We start from the raw sequence: 19747 nt of genomic DNA, 5'->3' as shown, positions 1-19747 counted from the left end.
CTCCCACGGACATTTTAGCGACTGCAAACTCCGCCTGTCATCCACCCTTCCAATTGTTCCCGATACGGCCTGATATCCCCTATCTTCTCAGCGACCCATTGCGCATTGTAGTAAGTGTCCGGGTAACGCTCTCCGCTATCACATAGCAGTGTCACGATAGAACCTGTTTCCCCACGCCCGACCATCTCCCGGGCAACCTGCAGTGCGCCCCAGAGGTTAGTACCGGTAGACGGTCCCGCGCGGCGACCGATCTGCTGCTCCAGCCAATAAATCGTGGCGATGCTTGCCGCATCAGGTACCTGAAGCATACGATCGATCACATCCGGCTGAAACGATGCTTCCACCTGCGGCCGGCCGATACCTTCTATGCGACTACCGATCGCCGATCTTAGGTCTGGATTACCACTGGTATAGCTTTCAAAAAACACCGAGTTTTCCGGATCAACGACTAACAGCTCAGAATCATGTCCCTTATAACGAATATACCGTCCAATCGTAGCCGAGGTACCGCCAGTGCCGGCACTCATCACTATTGCAGAGGGCACCGGATGTTCTTCCTGTGCCATCTGACGGAAGATACTCTCAGCGATGTTATTATTGCCACGCCAATCGGTAGCCCGCTCTGCATACATGAACTGATCCATAAAGTAGCCATTCTCCGCTTTCGCCAGTTCCAGCGCGGCACCGTGCATCTGCGTCGGACAATCAACAAAGTGACAGCGACCACCATAAAACTCCACCTGCTCAATTTTCCGCTTTGCGGTAGTGCGTGGCATCACCGCCACAAAAGGCACCCCGATCATCCGGGCAAAATATGCCTCAGAAACTGCCGTGCTGCCGGATGAAGCCTCGACTACCGTGGTACCTTGCTTAATCTTGCCGTTACAAAGCGCATACAGAAACAATGACCGTGCCAGGCGATGCTTCAGACTACCGGTGGGGTGGCTGCTCTCATCTTTCAGATACAGGCTGATTCCCGGCAGCGCCGGAATATCAAGTTTCAACAGATGAGTATCCGCAGAACGGTGCGCGTCGGCGGTAATTTTATTCAGTGCTTCGGTAATCCAGGCAGACATGATCTTCTCCGTTCTAAGTGATGGGAGAAAGTATATGGGCAAAACAGGAGATTGTTTTTACTATTTATTCGACAAATAGAGCAATCTGTAGAATACTTTTCTACAAACACACGCATACAAGAAAACCATTCCATGGACAACACAGACAAAAGAATTCTTAATCTGTTACAGGCTGATTCTACTCTGTCGATGAGTGAGCTGGCGGCACAGGTAAACCTGTCGACGACCCCCTGCTGGAAGCGGGTGAAGCGACTGGAAGATGAAGGTATCATCAAAGCCCGTGTCGCCCTGGTCGACAGTGCTAAAGTCGAGCTGGGGGTATCAGTGTTTGTGCATATCAAAACCCAGCGCCATGATAGCGAATGGCTGGATCACTTTGCCGCCACGGTCAGCAGCTTTGATGAAGTCGTGGAATGCTACCGCATGGCCGGCGAGTGGGATTACCTGCTGCGCATCGTCGCCAAAGACATTGAATCCTTCGACCGCTTCTATAAGAAACTGGTCAACCAGGTCGGCGGACTCAGCGATGTGACATCCAGCTTCGCCATGGAAGAGATTAAATCCACCACCCGGCTGCCAATTCGTTAGTATGATCCGGTAATGTGGTATTCGCCAGCTTCAGCTTTTTATATAGGATTTAACCTTGAATAAGATCGCCATCTTTGCCGATGTTCAGAATATCTACTACACCACCCGCCAGGCCTATGGCCGGCAGTTTAACTACCGCAAGCTGTGGCAAAAGATCAGCAGCGAAGGCGAAGTTGTCTGTGCCAACGCCTACGCCATCCACCGCGGCGACGAGAGCCAGCTGAAGTTTCAGAATGCACTGAAACACATCGGCTTCACCGTCAAACTAAAACCCTACATCCAGCGCAGCGACGGCTCCGCCAAAGGCGACTGGGATGTGGGAATCGCCATCGATGTCATGGAAACCTCTGAACAGGTCGATAAGATCGTACTGCTATCCGGCGATGGGGATTTTGATCTGCTGTTAGAAAAGGTGAAACGGAAATATGGGGTGGAGGCTGTTGTTTATGGGGTACCTTCACTGACTGCGAATTCGCTGATTACATCGGCGACTGAGTATTTTCCGATTGAAGCTGATCTCTTGCTTTGAAAAAAACATGTTTAAAAACAACAAGTCTGAGGAGCAACAGATCAGCCTGACTATTGAGCTGGAGGGTTGCAGGTTTCGAGCTTTAAAGGTCTATAGGATCAGTCCACTGCAACAGTGAAGTTGGTTTCTATGATATCCGTACGCAGATGCTTTATCGCCTTATATTCCTCACTACTGAAACAGTCTTTCAAATGCTGCATGGAAGGAAATCTTATCAGCGACAATCGGGCATCGGCATCAGGCCAACTACCTTCCAGTTTCTCGATCTCCTGAGCTGAAGTGCCTACCACCAGAACTTCAGCACCATGCGCCTGAAAAACCGGCTGTGCCGCCTGAGCATAAGCCTGCAATGAAGCATGGCCCTCAGGCAGAATAGACGATGCAATAAGATAGGCCGGCTTGCTGTTATTCATAACGGCCTCCGCTTGCATGCAGAACTTTGCCATTCAGATCCTGATGAATGCTGGCCTGATAATAGGTCGCCACATCAGCAGCAGGAATTCCGGTACTGCTATCGATCCCCCACGACTCCATGGTTTCTTTCACCATGCTGGGGCTGATGGCGTTAATTCTTTTACCATCGTTAAGTTCCAGAGCCGCAGTTGCGACAAAGGCATTGATAGCAGCAGCCCCCATAGCGATCGCTGCAGTTCCCGGAATCGGTGTAGTCGCCGCTGCACCTGATGTCAGCGTAATCGAGCCTCCTTCATTCAGGTAATTCATGCCAATACGAACCAGGTTCACCTGCCCCATTAACTTATTATCCAGCACCATGCGATAACCAGAATCAGGTGTATCTTCAAGGCTACCTATTTCACCGTTGCCAGCCATGCTGACAATCGCGTCTACTTTGCCGATTTTCTCAAACAGTGACTGAATCGAATGTTTATCTTCGATATCTACAGTCAGACTCCCCTGACTGTGCCCCACTGCAAACAACTCATTATCCTGGCTTAAAAGGCTGACAACGGCTTTACCGATAATGCCATTAGCACCGACTGCTAAAATTTTCATAACTGTTCCTCGATTAAAAACCGGTTTGTCTTAACCAACTGATGGTTGCGTCCAACAGCTGTGGTGATTGGTCTTCCTGCAAAAAATGCGAAGCTTTGCTAATGGTTCTGTGCGGCTGACCTTCAGCACCCGGGAAATTCTGCTGAAACTTTCTGTCATAGCCACGTTCGGCCAGAAACGGATCCTGATCGCTGAACAGCGTTAATACCGGCTGCTGCCATTGCTTTAATTTCACCCAGTCTGCATTCACTGCATCCAGCTCTGTGGCAACAATTTCCGGCATTTTGCGTGGCCCGGCGTAAAACTCAGGTGTTGGAAATGGTGCATCGTAAGCCTTCATTTCTGCCGGGCTGAGTTGCCGGGTGGTCAGTGCCTGTAGTACCTTGCCGGTTTCCAGCTCAGGTGCGTGGCGGAAATACCCGGCCCAGTTGCCATAATTCAATTTGCTGGTGAGTTTATCTATACCCGGCTTGCCCGCAATGGCGGCCATCAGCTTCAGTACTTTGGGCACCATGAATTTTTCCAACCCTTTCATTTCGGCTAACGCAGTATTAGCAACGGCCAGACGCTGCAGCCATTGCGGTTCCCTGGCTAAAACCCGCAGGCCAATCATGCCCCCCCAATCCTGCATAAAAGCCGCTGCCTGCCTGATATCAAGCTGTTGTACAAACTGCTGCATCCAGTCCACATGATTGGCATAGGTATGGGCCTCTGAACTCACCGGTTTATCCGATTTACCAAAACCGATCAGGTCCGGTGCTATCACCCGGAAGCCTGCATCAACCAGTACCGGAATCATGTGCCGATACAGGTAGCTCCAGGAGGGCTGGCCATGCAGCAGAAACACTGTTTTATGATTACCCTGCCCCTCGTCGACATAGTGCATGCGCATACCATCAATTTCGATGTAATGCGCATCAAAAGGGTAGTCAGGCAGATTGTTAAACGCCGTATCCGGGGTTCGCAAAACCTTGCCATAGCAGTTGCTAAAAACCCCTGGCATAGAAGCTGCCTGAGATATCGCTGTCATGTTCGCTCTCCTGTCTAAGTGCGGTTAACTTGCTAAGTACGTCTAGCTTAAGAGTTACACTTATTGGATACTAGACAGCAAATCTGCAAACCAAGGTTGTCATTTTGGAAACCCACATCAATCTACGTGACGTTCGTGCTTTCTGTGCCGTTATCGACCAGGGTTCGATCACAGCTGCATCCAAAACCTTAGGCGAAACCAAAGGCTCAGTGAGCCGCCGTATCGCACGCCTGGAAAGCCTGCTGGGCATCGCCCTGATACAGCGTGTCGGCGGCCGCGCACAGGCAACCCAGGAAGGACTCAGCTACCGAAAACGGGCAACCGAAGCGCTTGAAATTCTGGATACTGCTCAGGCTGAACTGAGCGACAAAGACATAATCCCCCAGGGCCACCTGCGCATTACCGCCGCACAGGGGCTGGCCAATAACCTGCATCTGGGCGGCTGCCTGGGTCGCTTTATGCGTGCTTACCCAAAAGTATCCCTGGAAGTGATCATGACCGGGGACCAGCTGTCGTTCCGGGAAGAGCAGATCGACTTTGCCTTTCGCCTGGCCGCCGGACAGCTGCCGGATTCAGGGCATAAAGCGATCCTGCTAACGTCAGTCAGCCTGGGGTTTGCCGCCAGCCCGGAATACCTTAAAGAACAGGGTATCCCCCAACACCCCGGCGAACTGGCACAACACAGATTGCTGCTCCCCAGAGTATTTGGCGATGGGCTGACCGTGAATATGCAACCCTGCAGTAAACCGCAGCAAGCACAAAGCTTTGAACTGACTGGCCACATGCTGTGCCAGGACACCCGGTTTCTGGCAGAAGCGGCGCTCTCGGGTGCAGGCATTACCCTGATGCCACCTAAAGTACAGGAGCCTCATATCACAGCAGGTAATCTGGTACGGGTGCTGGGGGACTGGGAATCAGCCCAGCAAGGAAACCTTTATCTGGTGTATCCCGCCAGGCCACTTTCCCCTAAAGCAGAGGTATTTAAAGAGTTTGTTCGGGCCGAATTTCGGGATCAGCAGTGGTAGCAATGGACTTGGCTAGGCTAGGCTAGGTACGCTATCCCGATGAAATCGCACAGGGCGGTTTGCTTCAAATGAATACCAACCTATTAACAGGTCAATAAGATTGCTCTGCAATCGGCGATGGGAGTTTTGATCTGCTGTTGGAAAAGGTGAAGTTTAAGTATGGGGTTAATGCAGAGGCTTATGGGGTGCCTGAAAGAAAGGCTACGGACAATTGATCTGAAGCGGAGTTTACCCGTTTTGAGGGTTGGTTCTTTATGATTCCTGCAGTGGATAAACGATTCGATGTTGGGTTACGCTTCGCTAACCCAACCTACAATACTCAAAGGGCACGAGGTGCCCGGCTGCACAGAAGGGGATCACTGTCCGTGCCAAGCCCTCCTTACGTAGCTCAAAACTTTAAATTGACTATAAAGAGTTAAAGAAGGCTTTTACGCTTTTTCTAGCCACTAGCAAGTCGCGAAGCGACGTTCTAGCCAGCGGCGCAGCCGCGTTCTAGCTAGTCGAGCTTGCTCGACGGTCTCGAAAGCTTCGCTTTCCCTACTCCTTAAACTTAACCGGCAACTTCGCCGTCCGATCAACATCCAGCTGAAAAATATCCGGTCGGTTATAGTGACCGCTCACATCCAACGCCTTGCGAGCGTTGCGGGCCGCTTCCAGATCAATTTCGGCATAGAGAGTTCCCTTCTCCTGATGCATGGGGCCTGCCACGGTACCGCCGAAGGGTTTTATCACGGCTGCGTCACCCGGATTGATCCATTCATCAGCACTGAACAGGCTGTCCCGTTCTGGGAAGGATGCCGGTATATCGCTGCCCTGAATTGCCGTGGCCGTGGTCAGTACCCAGCAGCCTCCCTCACGGGCGATATGGTTCATCGACGCCATCCAGGTTTCACCGCAATCCCAGGTCGGTGCAATATAGATATCGATATCCTGGGCGTACAGAGCGAAGCGTGCCAATGGCATATAACTTTCCCAGCAGATAAGGCAACCGATACGACCGACAGGGGTATCCACCACACGCAACCCGCTGCCATCGCCTGCGCCCCACACCATACGTTCGGGATTGGTTGGCATCAGTTTACGGTGCCGGTTTAAGATACTGCCATCCGTCCCCACCACCACAACCGTGTTGTACAGCGTGGTTCCGCTATAGCAGCTGTCCCGTTCATGCATCCCGATCACGACTACCACTCCGGCTTTCGCCGCGGCTTCACAGATTCTGTCGAGGTCACCATCAACCAGACTTACCGAATTTTCCAGCAGCCGGGCATGGATGGTATTGCCCAGCGCCATATCCCCGCCGGGCCGTAACCGCCAGATCCAGGTGGGGTATCCCGGCAGGTAAGCTTCAGGAAACATAATCAGCTTCGCACCCAGGCCAGCAGCTTCTTCAATGCTTTCCACAACCCGGCCTATGGTTGCATCCAGGTCAAGCAACACCGGTGGTTTCTGAACAATCGCGATCTTGATATCCATAGCGTGGCGCTCCACTTTTGCATATAAATTTAATCAGTTTTTTTCCAGTCATTAGCTGTAAGTACTAAGGAGGTTAAAACGGCGTTATAGGCCGAATTAATCCGACTGTATTTATTTCAGCAGTGAGCCTGGGCTAAGCATTTCGCCTTTGCTGGCGAGTCAAAGTCTTTGGCCGGCCAAAGACCTTAACAATCCAAAGCCGCCCCTACTGCTTGGTTGGCTTCGCCAACTCCCCTGCGCGTTTCGCTTACAAATGGGGTCAAGGGAAACTCACCCGCTCCGCGGCCTCAAACAGCCCTCGCCCTGATCCATTTGTAATCTGCAATGCTCGGCTGCACAGAAGGGGATCATCGTCCGTGCCAACCCCACCTTACGAAGCTAAAAAAGCGGGGACCAATAGACACCCACTTAAGAAGGCTTTTACGCTTTTTCTAGCCACTAACAAGCGGCGCAGCCGCGTTCTAGCAAGCCAAACTTGTTTGGCGGTTCTAGCCACTGAGCGAAGCGTGCTTTTCTAGCCACTAGCAAGCGGCGAAGCCGCGTTCTAGCTAGTCGAGCTTGCTCGACGGTCTAGCCAGCCGCTCAGCGGCGGTCTGCCGTTATCCTGGTTTGATATTCTGATTAACCCGGAAGAAATTATCCGGATCATACTGAGCCTTAACCTTAGTCAGACGCTCATAGTTGGCACCATAGGCCCCCTCAATCCGGTCTTCACCTTCACTGATAAAGTTGACGTATACACCGCCCGTAGCAAGGGGCAGCGTGGCATCATAGAAATCCCGTGCCCAGTCGATGCAGGTTTTATCCTGGTCGGGTGTATCCCAACGGGTATGCACATTCATAATAAACTCGGCATCCCGGTGGGGGTATGCGGTAGCAGTTGAATCGACACGGTTGGTTGCACCGCCCATCTGGGCGACGAAAATCTCTGAATCCGGGCTTGGCAGGCGGGAGCCGTAGTCCACCAGCATATCGATCAACTCATCGGTTAATCCGGTGAAGTTATGGGACTTCCAGTAATTACGAACCCCCGGTGTCAGCAGCGGATCGAACGCCTGCTGGAAACCAACAAAGGGATGAGGCCCGAAGCCATCGGCTATCGGACTGCCTAGCTGTCGCAATGGCGCCAACGCCTTTTCACCCTCGGCCAAATCGCCGTTATAGAGGGCGACAATGATCAGTACCATAGAGCCGTGAACATCCGGATCAAGGAACGGCAGTGGCGGAGCTCCCCTGATAACGGCCCATACCGTCAGTTCATCCGGGCAATTAGCGCAGAATTCTCTGTAGGCTTTTAGCACAGAGGTCGCCTGATCAAAGGGAAATACCGCCGGGCCGGAAAACACTTGTGGTCCAACCGGATGCAGCCGGTACTCAAAAGAGGTCACCACGCCGAAGTTGCCGCCACCACCGCAGGTGGCCCAGAACAGGTCGCTGTGGCTATTCGCATCGCAACGCACTCGTTCACCTTCAGCGGTCACCACTTCAGCCGCCAGCAGGTTATCAACCGTCAGGCCATATTTCCGGCTGAGCCAGCCAAAACCGCCACCCAGGGTTAATCCGGCTACGCCTGTGGTGGAGTTAATACCAACAGGAACCGCTAAACCGTAGGCCTGAGTTTCATGGTCAAGGTCGCCCAGGGTTGCGCCGGGACCGGCCACAGCGACTCTGGCATCAGGATCAACCTGCACTGAATTCATACCGCTCAGATCGATTAACAGCGCACCGTCATAGAGCGACTTACCCGCGATATTGTGTCCGGCGCCCCGTACCGAAACCAACAGCTGCTGTTCACGGGCAAACTTTACCGTCGCCATCACATCGGCGGTACCACTACACTGCACAATCATACCCGGCCGACGATCGATCATCCCGTTCCAGATCTGTCGGGCATCATCATAATCGGCATCATCGGGCTTTATAAGGGCCCCCCTGATTCCACCAGAGAAGGCTTCAATTGTTGCTTCACTCAGGCTTTTCATTTCGCCGCTGAGGGAACGGACTTGTAGCTCAGCCATAACATATCCTCCACCAAATATGCGTCCGGCCGGTCTGGCTTAATGGTAAAGAGCAGCAGGCTAAATACCGGACACAGATGGACAACCCCTTTCTGTCAGGATAGCGGCCCCCCCATAGGGTTATCCGGAATTAAATTGTTGAGCAGACGGGCAGGTTTGCAGCTATAGAGTTTGCTACAGCCGGTTACCTCTCACTCTGAATTTAAGCAGCCTTCGACCAGCCGCTTAATGCAAGTGTAGTTAGCAGCACAGGATTTGCCCGATTGATTAATACAACATAATTCATCATCTATAGGATCATCTGTGATTCTTTTCATAAAACGACAGAGTCGGACATGCCTTCTGAAAAGAATTTATAGCGGATAGGCAATAATTGATCCTGTTTAAAATATCAAGCGAGTGCTCAACTGCAGGAAATTGTTGGGTTACGCTTCGCTAACCCAACCTACATCTCTACCAAGTCCACCTTACATAGTTCGAAAGATTGGATTAGCAATGAAGAAATAAAGAAGGCTTTTACGCTTTTTCTAGCCACTAGCAGGAAAGCTTGCTTTCCGTTCTAGCGAGCGGCGCAGCCGCGTTCTAGCTAGTCGAGCTTGCTCGACGGTCTCGCGCGCTTACTCATTTTCCGATAAATGCTGACTAAGAAGATTACAAATAATCATATTCAGGTCAGCCATGGTGCGCCGCGCGCGCTCCCCCTTCTGATTGACGACTACCAGCATGACCGAGTGGGTTACTTCCAGATACAACCGTCCAAGACGTTCGCGTTCTTTCAGGTGCCGCTGAATCCCCATGCGCTTGAATACTTCTGCCATACGGGAGATCTCCAGCTCATCGTGCTGATCATCCAGTTCGCGCAGCTCAGGTACCGAAAACATCGCCTGTACCAGGGTCAGAATCGCCTTCTGCCGCTTATAGGTCTTCAGTTTAAGGCTCAACATCTGGTCCACCAGCTGATCCATCGGCATCGTTTCAACCGGCCAGGAGGCGATCTCATCCAGCGCGGCTTCCACAGTCTCCAGCCAGCGCGACCCCATGGCATACAGGATGGCATGCTTATTCGGAAAGTAGTGGTACAGCGAACCCACTGAAATACCCACTTCTTTAGCGATCAGGATAGTATTCAGGTCATCCAGCCCTACCCGCTCCAGCAGCTCACCGGTTACATCGATAATCTGCTTGGAGCGCATTTTGGAACGCCCCTGCACCGGCGCATTACGGGGTGCCAGATCTTGCAATTTCTTAGTTTTAGGGCTTGTAGATGACACGAATAGCTTACCTTATGTGGCGCTGCTGAAATCGCCAGATGCAATTAACCAGACCGAAATTAGCCGGACAACGACTCTAATGTCCGGTGGCCCATTATAATCAAAAACCAATTAATCGCACCCTGCTCAGGAAAGCCGGTCCCGTATAGAGTAATAAAGCATTCCAGCTACCAGCCCCGGATAACGCAGCAAGGTTCCACCGGGAAATGTCGGCGTCGGCACTTTGGCAAAAGTATCAAACTTCTCTGCTGTGCCGCTGATCGCTTCAGCCATCAGCTTGCCGCCTAAGGTTGCCAGCGCGACACCGTGGCCGGAATATCCTTGCGCCACAAACAGGTTGTCATCGACCCGGTCGAAATGCGGCATCCGGTTCAGGGTAATCGCCAGCGTACCACCCCAACCGTAGTCGAGCCGCAGATCTTTCAGCTCAGGATAAAAGTCGAGCATATACTTGCGCACAAAGCTGCCAATATCTGCCGGAAATTTACTGCTGTAGTTTTCGCCACCACCCCATAGAAGGCGATTATCGCCGGATAGCTTGAAGTAATTTATTACAAACTTTGAGTCGGCAACAGCCACGTCATCGCGGTTGATTCGGCGACACAACTCTTCCGGCAAAGGCTCTGTCGCCAGAATGAAGTTGTTGATCGGCATAATCTTACCGGCCACCCGTGGTTCAAGCTTGCCCAGGTAGCCGTTACAGGCCAGCAGGATAAACTTTGCTTTGACGATACCTGCCGCAGTCTGCACTTGTGCATTCTTACCAGTGCTATATTCAGTTACCCGGCTATTTTCAAAAATGCGCACACCGGCTTTAACCGCAGCTTCAGCCAGGCCCAGGACATAATTCAGCGGGTGCAGGTGGGCACCCTCTTTCCAGTATTCGCCCCCGAAGTAACGCTCGGTTCCCAGCATCGCCTGCACTTCAGCATCGGGGACAAATTCGATCTTATCGTAGCCCAGCACATCCTGCTTATAGGCCACGGTTTCACGCATCTCAGCAACATGGCCAGGTTTAGCTGCCACATGCAGTATGCCCTGTTTCAGGTCGCACTGAATCTGATGCCGGGTGATCAGCTCCTTTACCAGGTCAACGGATTCCAGTGACATATTCCACAGTGAATCCGCCGCCTGCCGACCGACTTTACCGATCAGGTCCTGGTGGGACATATTGTGTCCCGGAGCTACCTGACCGCCATTGCGGCCGGATGCCCCCCAGCCTACTTTTTCAGATTCAAGCAATGCGACTGAGTAACCTTTTTCAGCAAGATGCAGTGCCGCTGAAAGACCGGTATAGCCGGCACCGATGACACAGACATCGGCCACTTCCTCCCCCTGCAGCGCAGGGTACTCTGCCTTGCTGTTCGCCGAGTCCGTGTAATAGGACGACTCGTATCCATTCAAAATTGTTCTCTCCAAACTCATAAACAGGCCTCATAAACTGGGCTTATAAACAGATCTTATGAACAGACCTTATAAATAGTGCGGGGCTATATCCGATCAGTCCAAAAACCTTTCACACCGCATAAAACGAGAACAACACGACAGCACACAACAACAATAAACCGAATAATACTTCTAATTTTTACACCTTACAACACGCATTATATGGTGAGTTATGGATTTTTTTGTAATTTCGTGTTGATTTTAAAAATGTGATCACATAACCTGAAAGCCGAATAATGATTCGGATTGAGCAAGCGCGACACACAACTACACTTAAATCTGATGAATGGAAAAACCAAAACAAGAAGGTGATTTATGGAAGCCGTTGCCAGGTTTCTCAAAGAGAATGCCATTAGCGAAGTTGAATCAACACTGCCGGATATGACCGGTAACGCCCGTGGCAAGTTTTACCCAACCAATAAGTTCCTTGCTGAGAAAGGCGGCAAGATTCCGGAAACCCTGCTGGTGCAGACCGTAACCGGCGACTGGGCGTACAACCATTACGACATTGTCGATCCTACCGATAAGGACATGGTATTGGTGCCCGATCCGGACTCTTTGCGCCTGGTGCCGTGGGCCGATGAGCCTACCGCACAGGTCATTAATGACTGCTATACCAACACCGGTGAACTTCACCCACTGGCAAGTCGTTCAGTACTGCGCCGGGTACTGGCACTCTATGAACAGGAGGGCCTGCGTCCGGTTATCGCCCCGGAAGTTGAATTTTACCTGATACAGAAGAATACCGACCCGGACTATGAACTTAAGCCTGCTACCGGTCGTTCAGGTCGCCGCGAAACTGCGCGCCAGTCTTACAGTATCGATGCGGTGAACGAATTCAATCCGGTCATCGATACGCTCTACAACTACTGTGAAGCGCAGGGACTGGATGTCGATACCCTGATTCACGAATCAGGTGCGGCACAGATGGAGATAAACTTCCTCCATGGCGATGCCCTGAGCCTGGCCGACCAGGTATTTGTCTTCAAACGTACCTTGCGGGAAACCGCGCTGAAACACGATATGTACGCGACGTTCATGGCTAAGCCGATGCAACGCGAGCCAGGCAGCTCGATGCACATCCATCAGAGCCTGATCGATATTAAAACCGGCAACAACATCTTTGCCGGCAGTAAAGAAGGCGAATTTTCTGAAGCCTTCTATCACTACGTTGGCGGCCTGCAGCAATACACCAACAATGCGATCTCTTTCTATGCGCCGAATGTGAACTCATACCGCCGCTTTGCGCCGGATATCTCGGCTCCGGTTAATTTCGAATGGGGCATAGATAACCGCACCGCGGGCCTGCGGGCACCGGAAGCGCCGTTGCCAGCCAGCCGGATCGAAAACCGTTTCCCCGGTGCCGATTGCAACCCTTATCTCGCTATTGCAGCCAGCCTGGCTTGCGGCTATCTCGGGCTGAAAGGAAAGTTGCAACCGAGTAAGCCTACCGAAGGGCTGGCTGCAGAAGAAGGCGATGCGGTGGAAGTTGCCCGCTCTCTGGAAGAGGGCTTGCGCCTGCTGGAAGAGTGCCCGGAGCTGCGTGAAATCATGGGATCAAAATTCGTTGACGCTTATATCGGCGTGAAGCGGGCAGAATTTGAAACCTTCCATGAAGTGATCAGTTCATGGGAACGGGAGTACCTGCTACTCAACGTATAACGACACCTGTTGCTACACCATTTGATATTACAAAAACGGCCCTGCTGTAATAGCTGCAGGGTTCTATCCTTGAAAATTGATGTGAGGCGAAAATAATGAAAACAGCTGTACCATCCCGTTTAAAGAAGGCACTAGCCACGGCTGCGATCAGCCTGGCAGCTTTTGCACCTGTCAGCCAGGCTCAGGAAGTGCTGAACTTCTATAACTGGTCCGATTATATTGCCGAAGAAACGATCGCCAGGTTTGAAGCCGAAACTGGTATCAAAGTGGTCTACGATGTCTATGACAGTAACGAAACCCTTGAGGCCAAGCTGCTCGCAGGTAACTCGGGTTACGATCTGGTAGTCCCCAGCTCTAATTTTATGGAGCTGCAGATAAAAGCAGGCATCTTCCAGCAACTGGACAAAGGCAAGCTGAGCAACCTGAGCAATCTGGATCCTGCGCTGATGCAGCTGCTGAATAAGAAAGATCCGGGCAACGCCCACGGCGTACCTTACCTGTGGGGTACTACCGGCATCGGCTATAACCCGGCCATGGTAAAAGCGGTACTGGGTGAAGATGCTCCGGTCGATAGCCTGGAACTGGTATTCAATCCGCAGAATATGGCAAAGCTGAAAGAATGTGGGGTAACATTCCTGGATTCATCCGATGAGATGTATCCACTGGCGCTGATCTACACCGGCGACAACCCGAACGATATCAGCAAGAAAGCCCATAAAAAATCCCACCCGGCTGCACAGGCGCTGAAAGCGGTACGCCCGTATATCCGCCAATTCCACTCATCCCAGTATGTAAATGATCTGGCCAACGGTGATATCTGTGTTGCTGTGGGTTATTCCGGTGATATATTCCAGGCTCAGGCTCGCGCCGAAGAGGTCGATAACGGCGTCGAAGTAGCATACAGCATTCCAAAAGAAGGTAGTGAGATCTGGTTTGATATGCTGCTGATTCCGGCTGATGCCAAAAACTCAGATAACGCTCATAAGTTCATAAACTTCCTGCTGCGCCCGGAGATCATCGCCGAGATTACCGATTACGTCTGGTATGCCAATCCGAATTCGGCGGCTACCGGCCTGATCGATCAGGAGATCGCCACCGATCCGGCGGTGTATCCTTCTGCTGAAACCCGACAGCGCCTGTATGTCAGCGAACTGACGCCGCCAAAGATAGCAAAGCTGCGCAACCGCATCTGGTCTGATATCAAGACCGGCCGTTAAGCACTGCCTGATAAGTCATACTCCATTTAGCCGCTTATTGAGCGGCTTTTTTGTTCCCCTGATCAATCTGCCCTGGGTATCAAGATTCGTCTTATAAATAAAATTAATCTATTGACCCCTGGTAATAAGTTGTATATATTTTGACCAGCTTGAAGATTCACCGTACTTTTATGCCTTTCATTTCGTAGTTCTTTTCTTAGTCTCTTCGTCCTGTTTTCCATAATTTATTGTAAAAATTCCTGCCACAAGGCCATCTTTCATTGGCTTCATTTATTTAAAAAATAGGACAATATCATGACTACAACTACCGGCACCGTAAAATGGTTCAACCCCGATAAAGGCTTTGGTTTTATCGAGCAAGAGTCAGGCCCTGATGTGTTTGCACACTTCAGTGCGATTCAGAGCGATGGATTCAAGTCTCTTGATGAAGGCCAGAAGGTACAGTTCTCTGTAACTGAAGGTCAGCGTGGACTGCAGGCAGAGAACATCACTGTTATCTGAGAAAACCAAACAGCCTGTTGATTTATTTCAATAATGCTGTCGCGTCCGGCCTGCAACAGGTCGGACATAAACAAAAACCTGGCATCACTGCCCTGTTAAATTAAACAATAGCGTTAAGAAACTCCCTCATTTTTGTACCTTGATACATCTGTTACTCACTGATGTTCGAAGGTCTCCTTAGAAATATCCCCCTCAGCTGTTTTCGATTACAACATCGGTAGACTCTGATATAGCTAAATATGCAACACGGATATACCGGCAAGAGAGTTATTCTTAATCACGGAAAAGATTCAGAATGTTAATAAATATAAGCGAACACCTGAGCGTACAACGCTACAGGAATCAAGATCATACCCAATGGATATGTTACGAGCCCCTTGCGAATACCCAACACCAGAAACGTCGTCCATGGAGCAGAATAACCGGCCTGATGAGTGGCGCTGAGATGCAACTCTGGCTTGGCCTGCACTATCCGGATTCCGGATATGCATCCAGTTTCTCGGAAATCTCCGGCAACTAGCGGTATTCATCACTGGCGATATAAAAAAGACCCGATTGTGCGGGTCAAATATTGATTTTTTACGGTATTTGAAGCTTAAAAAGCGGCTAAACTTATAATCCCAGATCACTCAAACCCGGATGTTCATCGGGCCGTCGCCCTTGCGCCCAGCGGAATTTACGTTCTGATTCGGTAATGGCAAGATCGTTAATACTGGCATAACGTTTTTGCATCAGTCCCTGCTCATCGAACTCCCAGTTTTCATTACCGTAGGAACGAAACCAATTGCCGTTGGCGTCGCACCACTCGTAGGCGAAGCGTACGGCGATATGATTATCGGTATACGCCCACAACTCCTTAATTAAGCGATACTCGATCTCACGCTGCCATTTAGCGGTCAGCAATTCAATTATCTGCTCCCGACCTTTCGGGAAAGCAGCTCTGTTACGCCATTCGCTATCAGGGGTATACGCCAGAGAAACTCTCTGCGGATCCCGGCTGTTCCAGCCATCTTCCGCCATACGGATTTTCTGGATCGCAGTTTCCCGGGTAAAGGGCGGTAACGGTGGTCGAGCTTCAGTGCTATTGGTCATAGTTTTTCCCTTGTTCACAAATTCTTTAAATATCGAGTACCAGATGCTCACTACTGGAGCGGGAGACACAGGGGCAGATCAACCGGCCCTGCTCCCGTTCCTCCACCGATAGCGCAGAATCCCGATGATCAGGCTCACCATCCAGCACCTTCACGGCACAACTTTTACAATTTCCCGCCTTACAACCAAAAGCAGCATCGACACCCGCCTCCAGCATGGCATCTAAAACCGTCTCATCGGCAGGCACTTCGATGGTCTTACAGGATCGGCGCAGCTCCAACTGAATTGGTTTAGCATCGGCTATCGGCGCTGCGGTAAATCGTTCAAAGCGGACACGCTGCGGGTCTATCTTTAACCTGCTTGCTGTATCCACAACGGCGTCCAGCAGTCTGGCAGGGCCGCATATATAGAACATGGTATCTGCTGACGCTGTCGACAGAATTCGCTCTATGTCCAGCCGCTGCTGGTCCGCTGAGCTATACAAGGCCAGTGCATCGCCCATTTCTGCTTGAAGCTGCTGGTGAAATGCCATCTCATTCAGGCTGCGTCCGGCATAATGCAGTTGCATTACCCGCCCCTGCTGCTTAAGTGTCTGCGCCATCGCCATGATGGGTGTGATACCGATGCCGCCGGCAATCAGCACACTACTGGCAGCTCTATTGGCAGGACTCTTATTGGCAACCGTATTGGCAACCGTATTGGCAGGACCGGCATGCAGTGCAAAATGATTCTGGGGTAAGCTACAGCGTAAGCGTAGCCCCAGCTCGAAGGTCCGGTGTACGGCAACCGATCCGCCGCTGCCATCGTCCTCGCGCAGCACCGCGATCCGGTACCGGTCCTGCCGTGCCGGATTGGAGCAGATCGAATAATGCCGAATAACGACTTCGCCATCGCTGAGCTGTACCGGAACCTGGAGATGGGCGCCGGCGGTAAAGACTGGAAGATCGCTGCCATCCGGCGCCCTCAGCTCATAGCTGCGCACCCTTGGCGTGAGTTGGCGAATCCCCGTAATCATCAGCTCCAGCTCACCATCGCCCAGAACTTCAGGCACTACATCAGACACTACCTGGCGAACTCCATTCTGCAATTCACTCTTTAATGCCTGATTCTCCGACTGCACTGTAGCTACCAGCTGTTCAACATAGGCGTCGGTGTACCGCGGCGTAATATGCTGCGGGCAATTCCAGTCAAACGCTTCGATATGAATAATAAAGCCTCGCTCAACCCGGGCCCGGTAATCATCGACTTCTAATTCCTGTAACAGCTCAGCCTGATCGGTGCCAATTATCTCTACCCGCCCCAGCATTTTCAGTCGGCGACGATTTGGATAGTCCATAAAGAACAACGCTACCCGATCGTCTTTTTTGAAATTCCCGACACTGACGTATTGCCGGTTGCCGCTAAAATCGGCAAAACCGATGCGACTCTCATCGATCACTTTAAGAAAGCCCGCCGGGCCGCCTCGATGTTGCAGGTAAGGCCAGCCAGTTTCACTGACGCTGGCCATATAAAAGCTATCGCGGGCGGTCAGGAAATCCGCTTCATGCTGACTCAGCAGATAGTTGTAATCCTCACCCTCATCCATCCCGGCATAACCGCTGCGGCTACCCATCTCTTGCTGTACTTCACGCACTGATTCAGTGAATGCTATCTCTGCAAATTTATGTCCCATCGCGCGTTACCTCCCGACCTGTAACCTGGCAGTGACTGTTTAACAAAATAGTCAATCTGCAATGCTGCTAAATAGCCGCTGTAAAAGACCTGGTGATAGCAACTCTTTAACATTAGTTGCCGGCACTGACTGCCGTGCAACCTGAGATGCCTGACTTATGAGGCTGACTTATGACGCCAGGCTCAGCTCTACTTCAGGAAAATCGATCTCTACCCGACTCGCTTTGCCTAAGATATTAGTCAGCGTATTCATGCCAACGTGCGTGATGATCTCGACAATATCCGATTCACTATAGCCAGCATTGCGTACCTCAAGCAGCTCGGCAGTCGTAATATCGCCACTATGCTCTGCCAGCGCCTTAGCAAATTTAACCGCCGCGGCCGCTCTGCTGTCTTCGCTGCTGCCGGCCCGGTTCGCTTCAATTTCGCTACCGGAAAGGCCTGCTTTACGGCCTATCGCAGTGTGCGCCGATACGCAGTACTGGCAGGCATTTTGTTGTGCCAGGGCCAGCGCAATCCGCTCGCGGGTCTGCTCATCCAGGCTGCCTTCACCCGCGATGCCGTGTAGCCCCAGAAAGGCACGCAACGCTGCCGGTGAATTAGCAAAGACCTTAAGGAAGTTAGGTACCATGCCGAGCTGGTTCTGAATCGCATCCAGCAACTCTTTCTGTTCAGTATTGGCGTTGGTGTGGTCAATTACATTAATGCGACTCATGGTGTATCTCCTGCGTTTTATTTAAAGATTGGCTAGCAATTCGCTGCCGGTGGATACACTATGCAAAATTCCATTTGATTTAAGAATGACCACAAATCACAATTAACTATTCCATAAAATGGAATAATAAAGTCAAACCCGAATCCCAACCGAACAGTACAGGCGCAATCTATGGACCGTTTTCATCTGATGAGTGTTTTCGTTGCAGTCGCCGAAGAGCAAGGTTTTGCCGCGGCCGCACGCAGGCTGAGAATGTCTCCTCCAGCGGTAACCCGGGCGATCTCTGCTCTGGAACAACGTCTCGGCGTTAAACTACTCAACCGTACCACTCGATACGTGCGCACTACTGATGCTGGCCAGCGTTATCTGGAAGATGCCCGGCGTATAATGGCCGAGGTGGATATGGCCGACGATACCGCCGCCGGAATCAACGCGGAGCCCCGCGGTCATCTCACGGTCACTGCGCCCGCCCTGTTCGGCCGGATATTCGTCATCCCCGGCATCGTCGAGTACCAGCAACAATACCCGGATACGCAAGTCTCAGCGGTATTTCTGGATCGGATTGTAAATATGTTTGAAGAGGGTATCGATGTCGGGCTCAGGATCGGTGAACTGCCGGACTCCAGCATGCGGGCATTACGGGTAGGATCAGTGCGCCGGATACTCTGCGCAACGCCAGATTACCTGCAACAACATGGCGAACCTGAAACCCTGGAACAACTGGCGCAACATACACTGATCACATCCAGCGCCGGTAACAGTCCACCGGACTGGAACTTTACATATAAGAAAGAAAACAAACTGCTGCGTATACAGCCCCGGCTACGGGTAACCACTAACGATGCGGCCCTCGAAGCAACACTGCAGAACTTCGGCATAACCCGCCTGTTGTCGTATCAGGCTGCTGCGAAAATAGCTGAAGGTAAGCTTAAGATCATCATGGAAACCTTCGAACCCAGCCCCTGGCCAGTACACATCATACATCGGGAAGGTCGCAACGCTTCGGCTAAAATCAGAACTTTTGTCGACCTGCTGGCCCGGCGACTGCGGTCGGATAGCGCGTTACAGATTCAATAGCAGCAGTAACATAAGTAACAACAACAGTAATAACAACAGTAGCCGGGTATCGGCTACTGTTGTTGCTGAATACTGCAGTTACATACACTCGCATCAGTCCTTCCAGAACGGCTTAGTAACCTCATTGACCACATCAGACCGGCTGATACCTATATCTTTCAACTGATGTCTGCTCAGCCCGGCCAGCTGTCGACGGGTAATGCTATTCCTGCGCCAGCGCAGCCACATTTTCCTCGCGGCTTTCAATGTAGTGATCAAACGCCCGGAGGAGACCTCTAAAACACTCTTAGCGTTAATATTTCTTTGGCTTACTTCGTTACAAATCGTTGCATTACTCAT

Annotated in this window: 20 protein-coding genes; 8 read left to right on the top strand and 12 right to left on the bottom strand. The window is 51.4% G+C overall.

Annotated elements, in window-relative coordinates; all coding sequences use genetic code 11:
* Positions 1–14 precede the first annotated feature (14 nt).
* The gene (locus ACQUQM_RS03210; protein ID WP_432473042.1) at positions 15–1076 is read right to left on the bottom strand and encodes a PLP-dependent cysteine synthase family protein; all 1062 of its coding nucleotides are present in this window, start codon (positions 1074–1076) and stop codon (positions 15–17) included.
* 132 nt (positions 1077–1208) lie between these two features.
* Between ACQUQM_RS03210 and ACQUQM_RS03205 the strand changes: the two genes are divergently transcribed.
* Together ACQUQM_RS03205 and ACQUQM_RS03200 are read left to right on the top strand one after the other, a co-directional pair.
* Positions 1209–1664 (top strand): Lrp/AsnC family transcriptional regulator, encoded by a 456-nt coding sequence (locus tag ACQUQM_RS03205; RefSeq protein WP_432473041.1) that lies wholly within the window; start codon positions 1209–1211, stop codon positions 1662–1664.
* Positions 1665–1719: 55 nt separating this feature from the next.
* Entirely contained in the window at positions 1720–2193 is a 474-nt protein-coding gene (locus ACQUQM_RS03200; protein ID WP_432473040.1) for an NYN domain-containing protein, read from the top strand.
* A gap of 98 nt (positions 2194–2291) precedes the next feature.
* On the opposite strand, the gene ACQUQM_RS03195 is transcribed toward ACQUQM_RS03200, so the two are convergent.
* The 3 genes from ACQUQM_RS03195 to ACQUQM_RS03185 are packed head-to-tail and all read right to left on the bottom strand — an operon-like array spanning position 2292 to position 4237.
* Positions 2292–2606: a DUF1330 domain-containing protein gene (locus tag ACQUQM_RS03195; RefSeq protein ID WP_432473039.1), complete on the bottom strand. Its 315-nt coding sequence runs from the start codon at positions 2604–2606 to the stop codon at positions 2292–2294.
* The gene (locus ACQUQM_RS03190) at positions 2599–3207 is read right to left on the bottom strand and encodes a short chain dehydrogenase (protein ID WP_432473038.1); all 609 of its coding nucleotides are present in this window, start codon (positions 3205–3207) and stop codon (positions 2599–2601) included. The genes ACQUQM_RS03195 and ACQUQM_RS03190 overlap by 8 nt, the downstream gene beginning before the upstream one ends.
* A 13-nt stretch (positions 3208–3220) precedes the next feature.
* Entirely contained in the window at positions 3221–4237 is a 1017-nt protein-coding gene (locus tag ACQUQM_RS03185) for a haloalkane dehalogenase (RefSeq protein ID WP_432473037.1), read from the bottom strand.
* A 104-nt stretch (positions 4238–4341) separates the two neighbouring features.
* Between ACQUQM_RS03185 and ACQUQM_RS03180 the strand changes: the two genes are divergently transcribed.
* Positions 4342–5262 (top strand): LysR family transcriptional regulator, encoded by a 921-nt coding sequence (locus ACQUQM_RS03180; protein WP_432473036.1) that lies wholly within the window; start codon positions 4342–4344, stop codon positions 5260–5262.
* A 537-nt stretch (positions 5263–5799) separates the two neighbouring features.
* Here ACQUQM_RS03180 and ACQUQM_RS03175 read toward each other — a convergent pair.
* The 4 genes from ACQUQM_RS03175 to ACQUQM_RS03160 all read right to left on the bottom strand — a co-directional run bounded on the left by ACQUQM_RS03175 (position 5800) and on the right by ACQUQM_RS03160 (position 11452).
* Positions 5800–6738, bottom strand: coding sequence for a carbon-nitrogen hydrolase family protein (locus ACQUQM_RS03175; protein WP_432473035.1), 939 nt, complete (start codon positions 6736–6738; stop codon positions 5800–5802).
* Between the two features lie 599 nt (positions 6739–7337).
* A complete protein-coding gene (locus ACQUQM_RS03170; protein ID WP_432473034.1) occupies positions 7338–8756 on the bottom strand; it encodes an FAD-binding oxidoreductase in 1419 nt (472 codons plus the stop codon).
* Between the two features lie 617 nt (positions 8757–9373).
* Complete coding sequence (locus ACQUQM_RS03165) at positions 9374–10027, bottom strand: TetR/AcrR family transcriptional regulator (protein ID WP_432473033.1); 654 nt, start codon at positions 10025–10027, stop codon at positions 9374–9376.
* A 126-nt stretch (positions 10028–10153) separates the two neighbouring features.
* A complete protein-coding gene (locus ACQUQM_RS03160; RefSeq protein WP_432473032.1) occupies positions 10154–11452 on the bottom strand; it encodes an NAD(P)/FAD-dependent oxidoreductase in 1299 nt (432 codons plus the stop codon).
* Positions 11453–11788: 336 nt separating this feature from the next.
* On the opposite strand from ACQUQM_RS03160, the gene ACQUQM_RS03155 reads away from it, so the two are divergent.
* From ACQUQM_RS03155 to ACQUQM_RS03140, 4 genes are all read left to right on the top strand, one after another.
* Entirely contained in the window at positions 11789–13135 is a 1347-nt protein-coding gene (locus tag ACQUQM_RS03155; RefSeq protein WP_432473031.1) for a glutamine synthetase family protein, read from the top strand.
* A 95-nt stretch (positions 13136–13230) separates the two neighbouring features.
* Entirely contained in the window at positions 13231–14352 is a 1122-nt protein-coding gene (locus ACQUQM_RS03150; protein ID WP_432473030.1) for a polyamine ABC transporter substrate-binding protein, read from the top strand.
* Positions 14353–14646: 294 nt separating this feature from the next.
* Positions 14647–14853, top strand: a complete 207-nt coding sequence (locus ACQUQM_RS03145) for a cold-shock protein (protein ID WP_432473029.1) — start codon at positions 14647–14649, stop codon at positions 14851–14853.
* A gap of 295 nt (positions 14854–15148) precedes the next feature.
* Entirely contained in the window at positions 15149–15373 is a 225-nt protein-coding gene (locus ACQUQM_RS03140) for a hypothetical protein (protein ID WP_432473028.1), read from the top strand.
* A 92-nt stretch (positions 15374–15465) separates the two neighbouring features.
* On the opposite strand, the gene ACQUQM_RS03135 is transcribed toward ACQUQM_RS03140, so the two are convergent.
* The 3 genes from ACQUQM_RS03135 to ACQUQM_RS03125 form a co-directional block, all read right to left on the bottom strand.
* Positions 15466–15945: a DUF1348 family protein gene (locus tag ACQUQM_RS03135; protein WP_432473027.1), complete on the bottom strand. Its 480-nt coding sequence runs from the start codon at positions 15943–15945 to the stop codon at positions 15466–15468.
* 25 nt (positions 15946–15970) lie between these two features.
* Positions 15971–17617: a 2Fe-2S iron-sulfur cluster-binding protein gene (locus ACQUQM_RS03130; protein WP_432473026.1), complete on the bottom strand. Its 1647-nt coding sequence runs from the start codon at positions 17615–17617 to the stop codon at positions 15971–15973.
* A 168-nt stretch (positions 17618–17785) separates the two neighbouring features.
* Positions 17786–18331, bottom strand: coding sequence for a carboxymuconolactone decarboxylase family protein (locus ACQUQM_RS03125; protein WP_432473025.1), 546 nt, complete (start codon positions 18329–18331; stop codon positions 17786–17788).
* Between the two features lie 171 nt (positions 18332–18502).
* Between ACQUQM_RS03125 and ACQUQM_RS03120 the strand changes: the two genes are divergently transcribed.
* Complete coding sequence (locus tag ACQUQM_RS03120) at positions 18503–19408, top strand: LysR family transcriptional regulator (protein ID WP_432473024.1); 906 nt, start codon at positions 18503–18505, stop codon at positions 19406–19408.
* A gap of 93 nt (positions 19409–19501) precedes the next feature.
* On the opposite strand, the gene ACQUQM_RS03115 is transcribed toward ACQUQM_RS03120, so the two are convergent.
* Positions 19502–19747, bottom strand: a complete 246-nt coding sequence (locus ACQUQM_RS03115; RefSeq protein ID WP_432473023.1) for a DUF1127 domain-containing protein — start codon at positions 19745–19747, stop codon at positions 19502–19504.

Origin of the sequence: Amphritea sp. HPY (assembly GCF_050870985.1) — a bacterium.
Classification (GTDB): Bacteria; Pseudomonadota; Gammaproteobacteria; order Pseudomonadales; family Balneatricaceae; genus Amphritea.
This window is presented reverse-complemented; position numbering and strand designations above follow the sequence as displayed.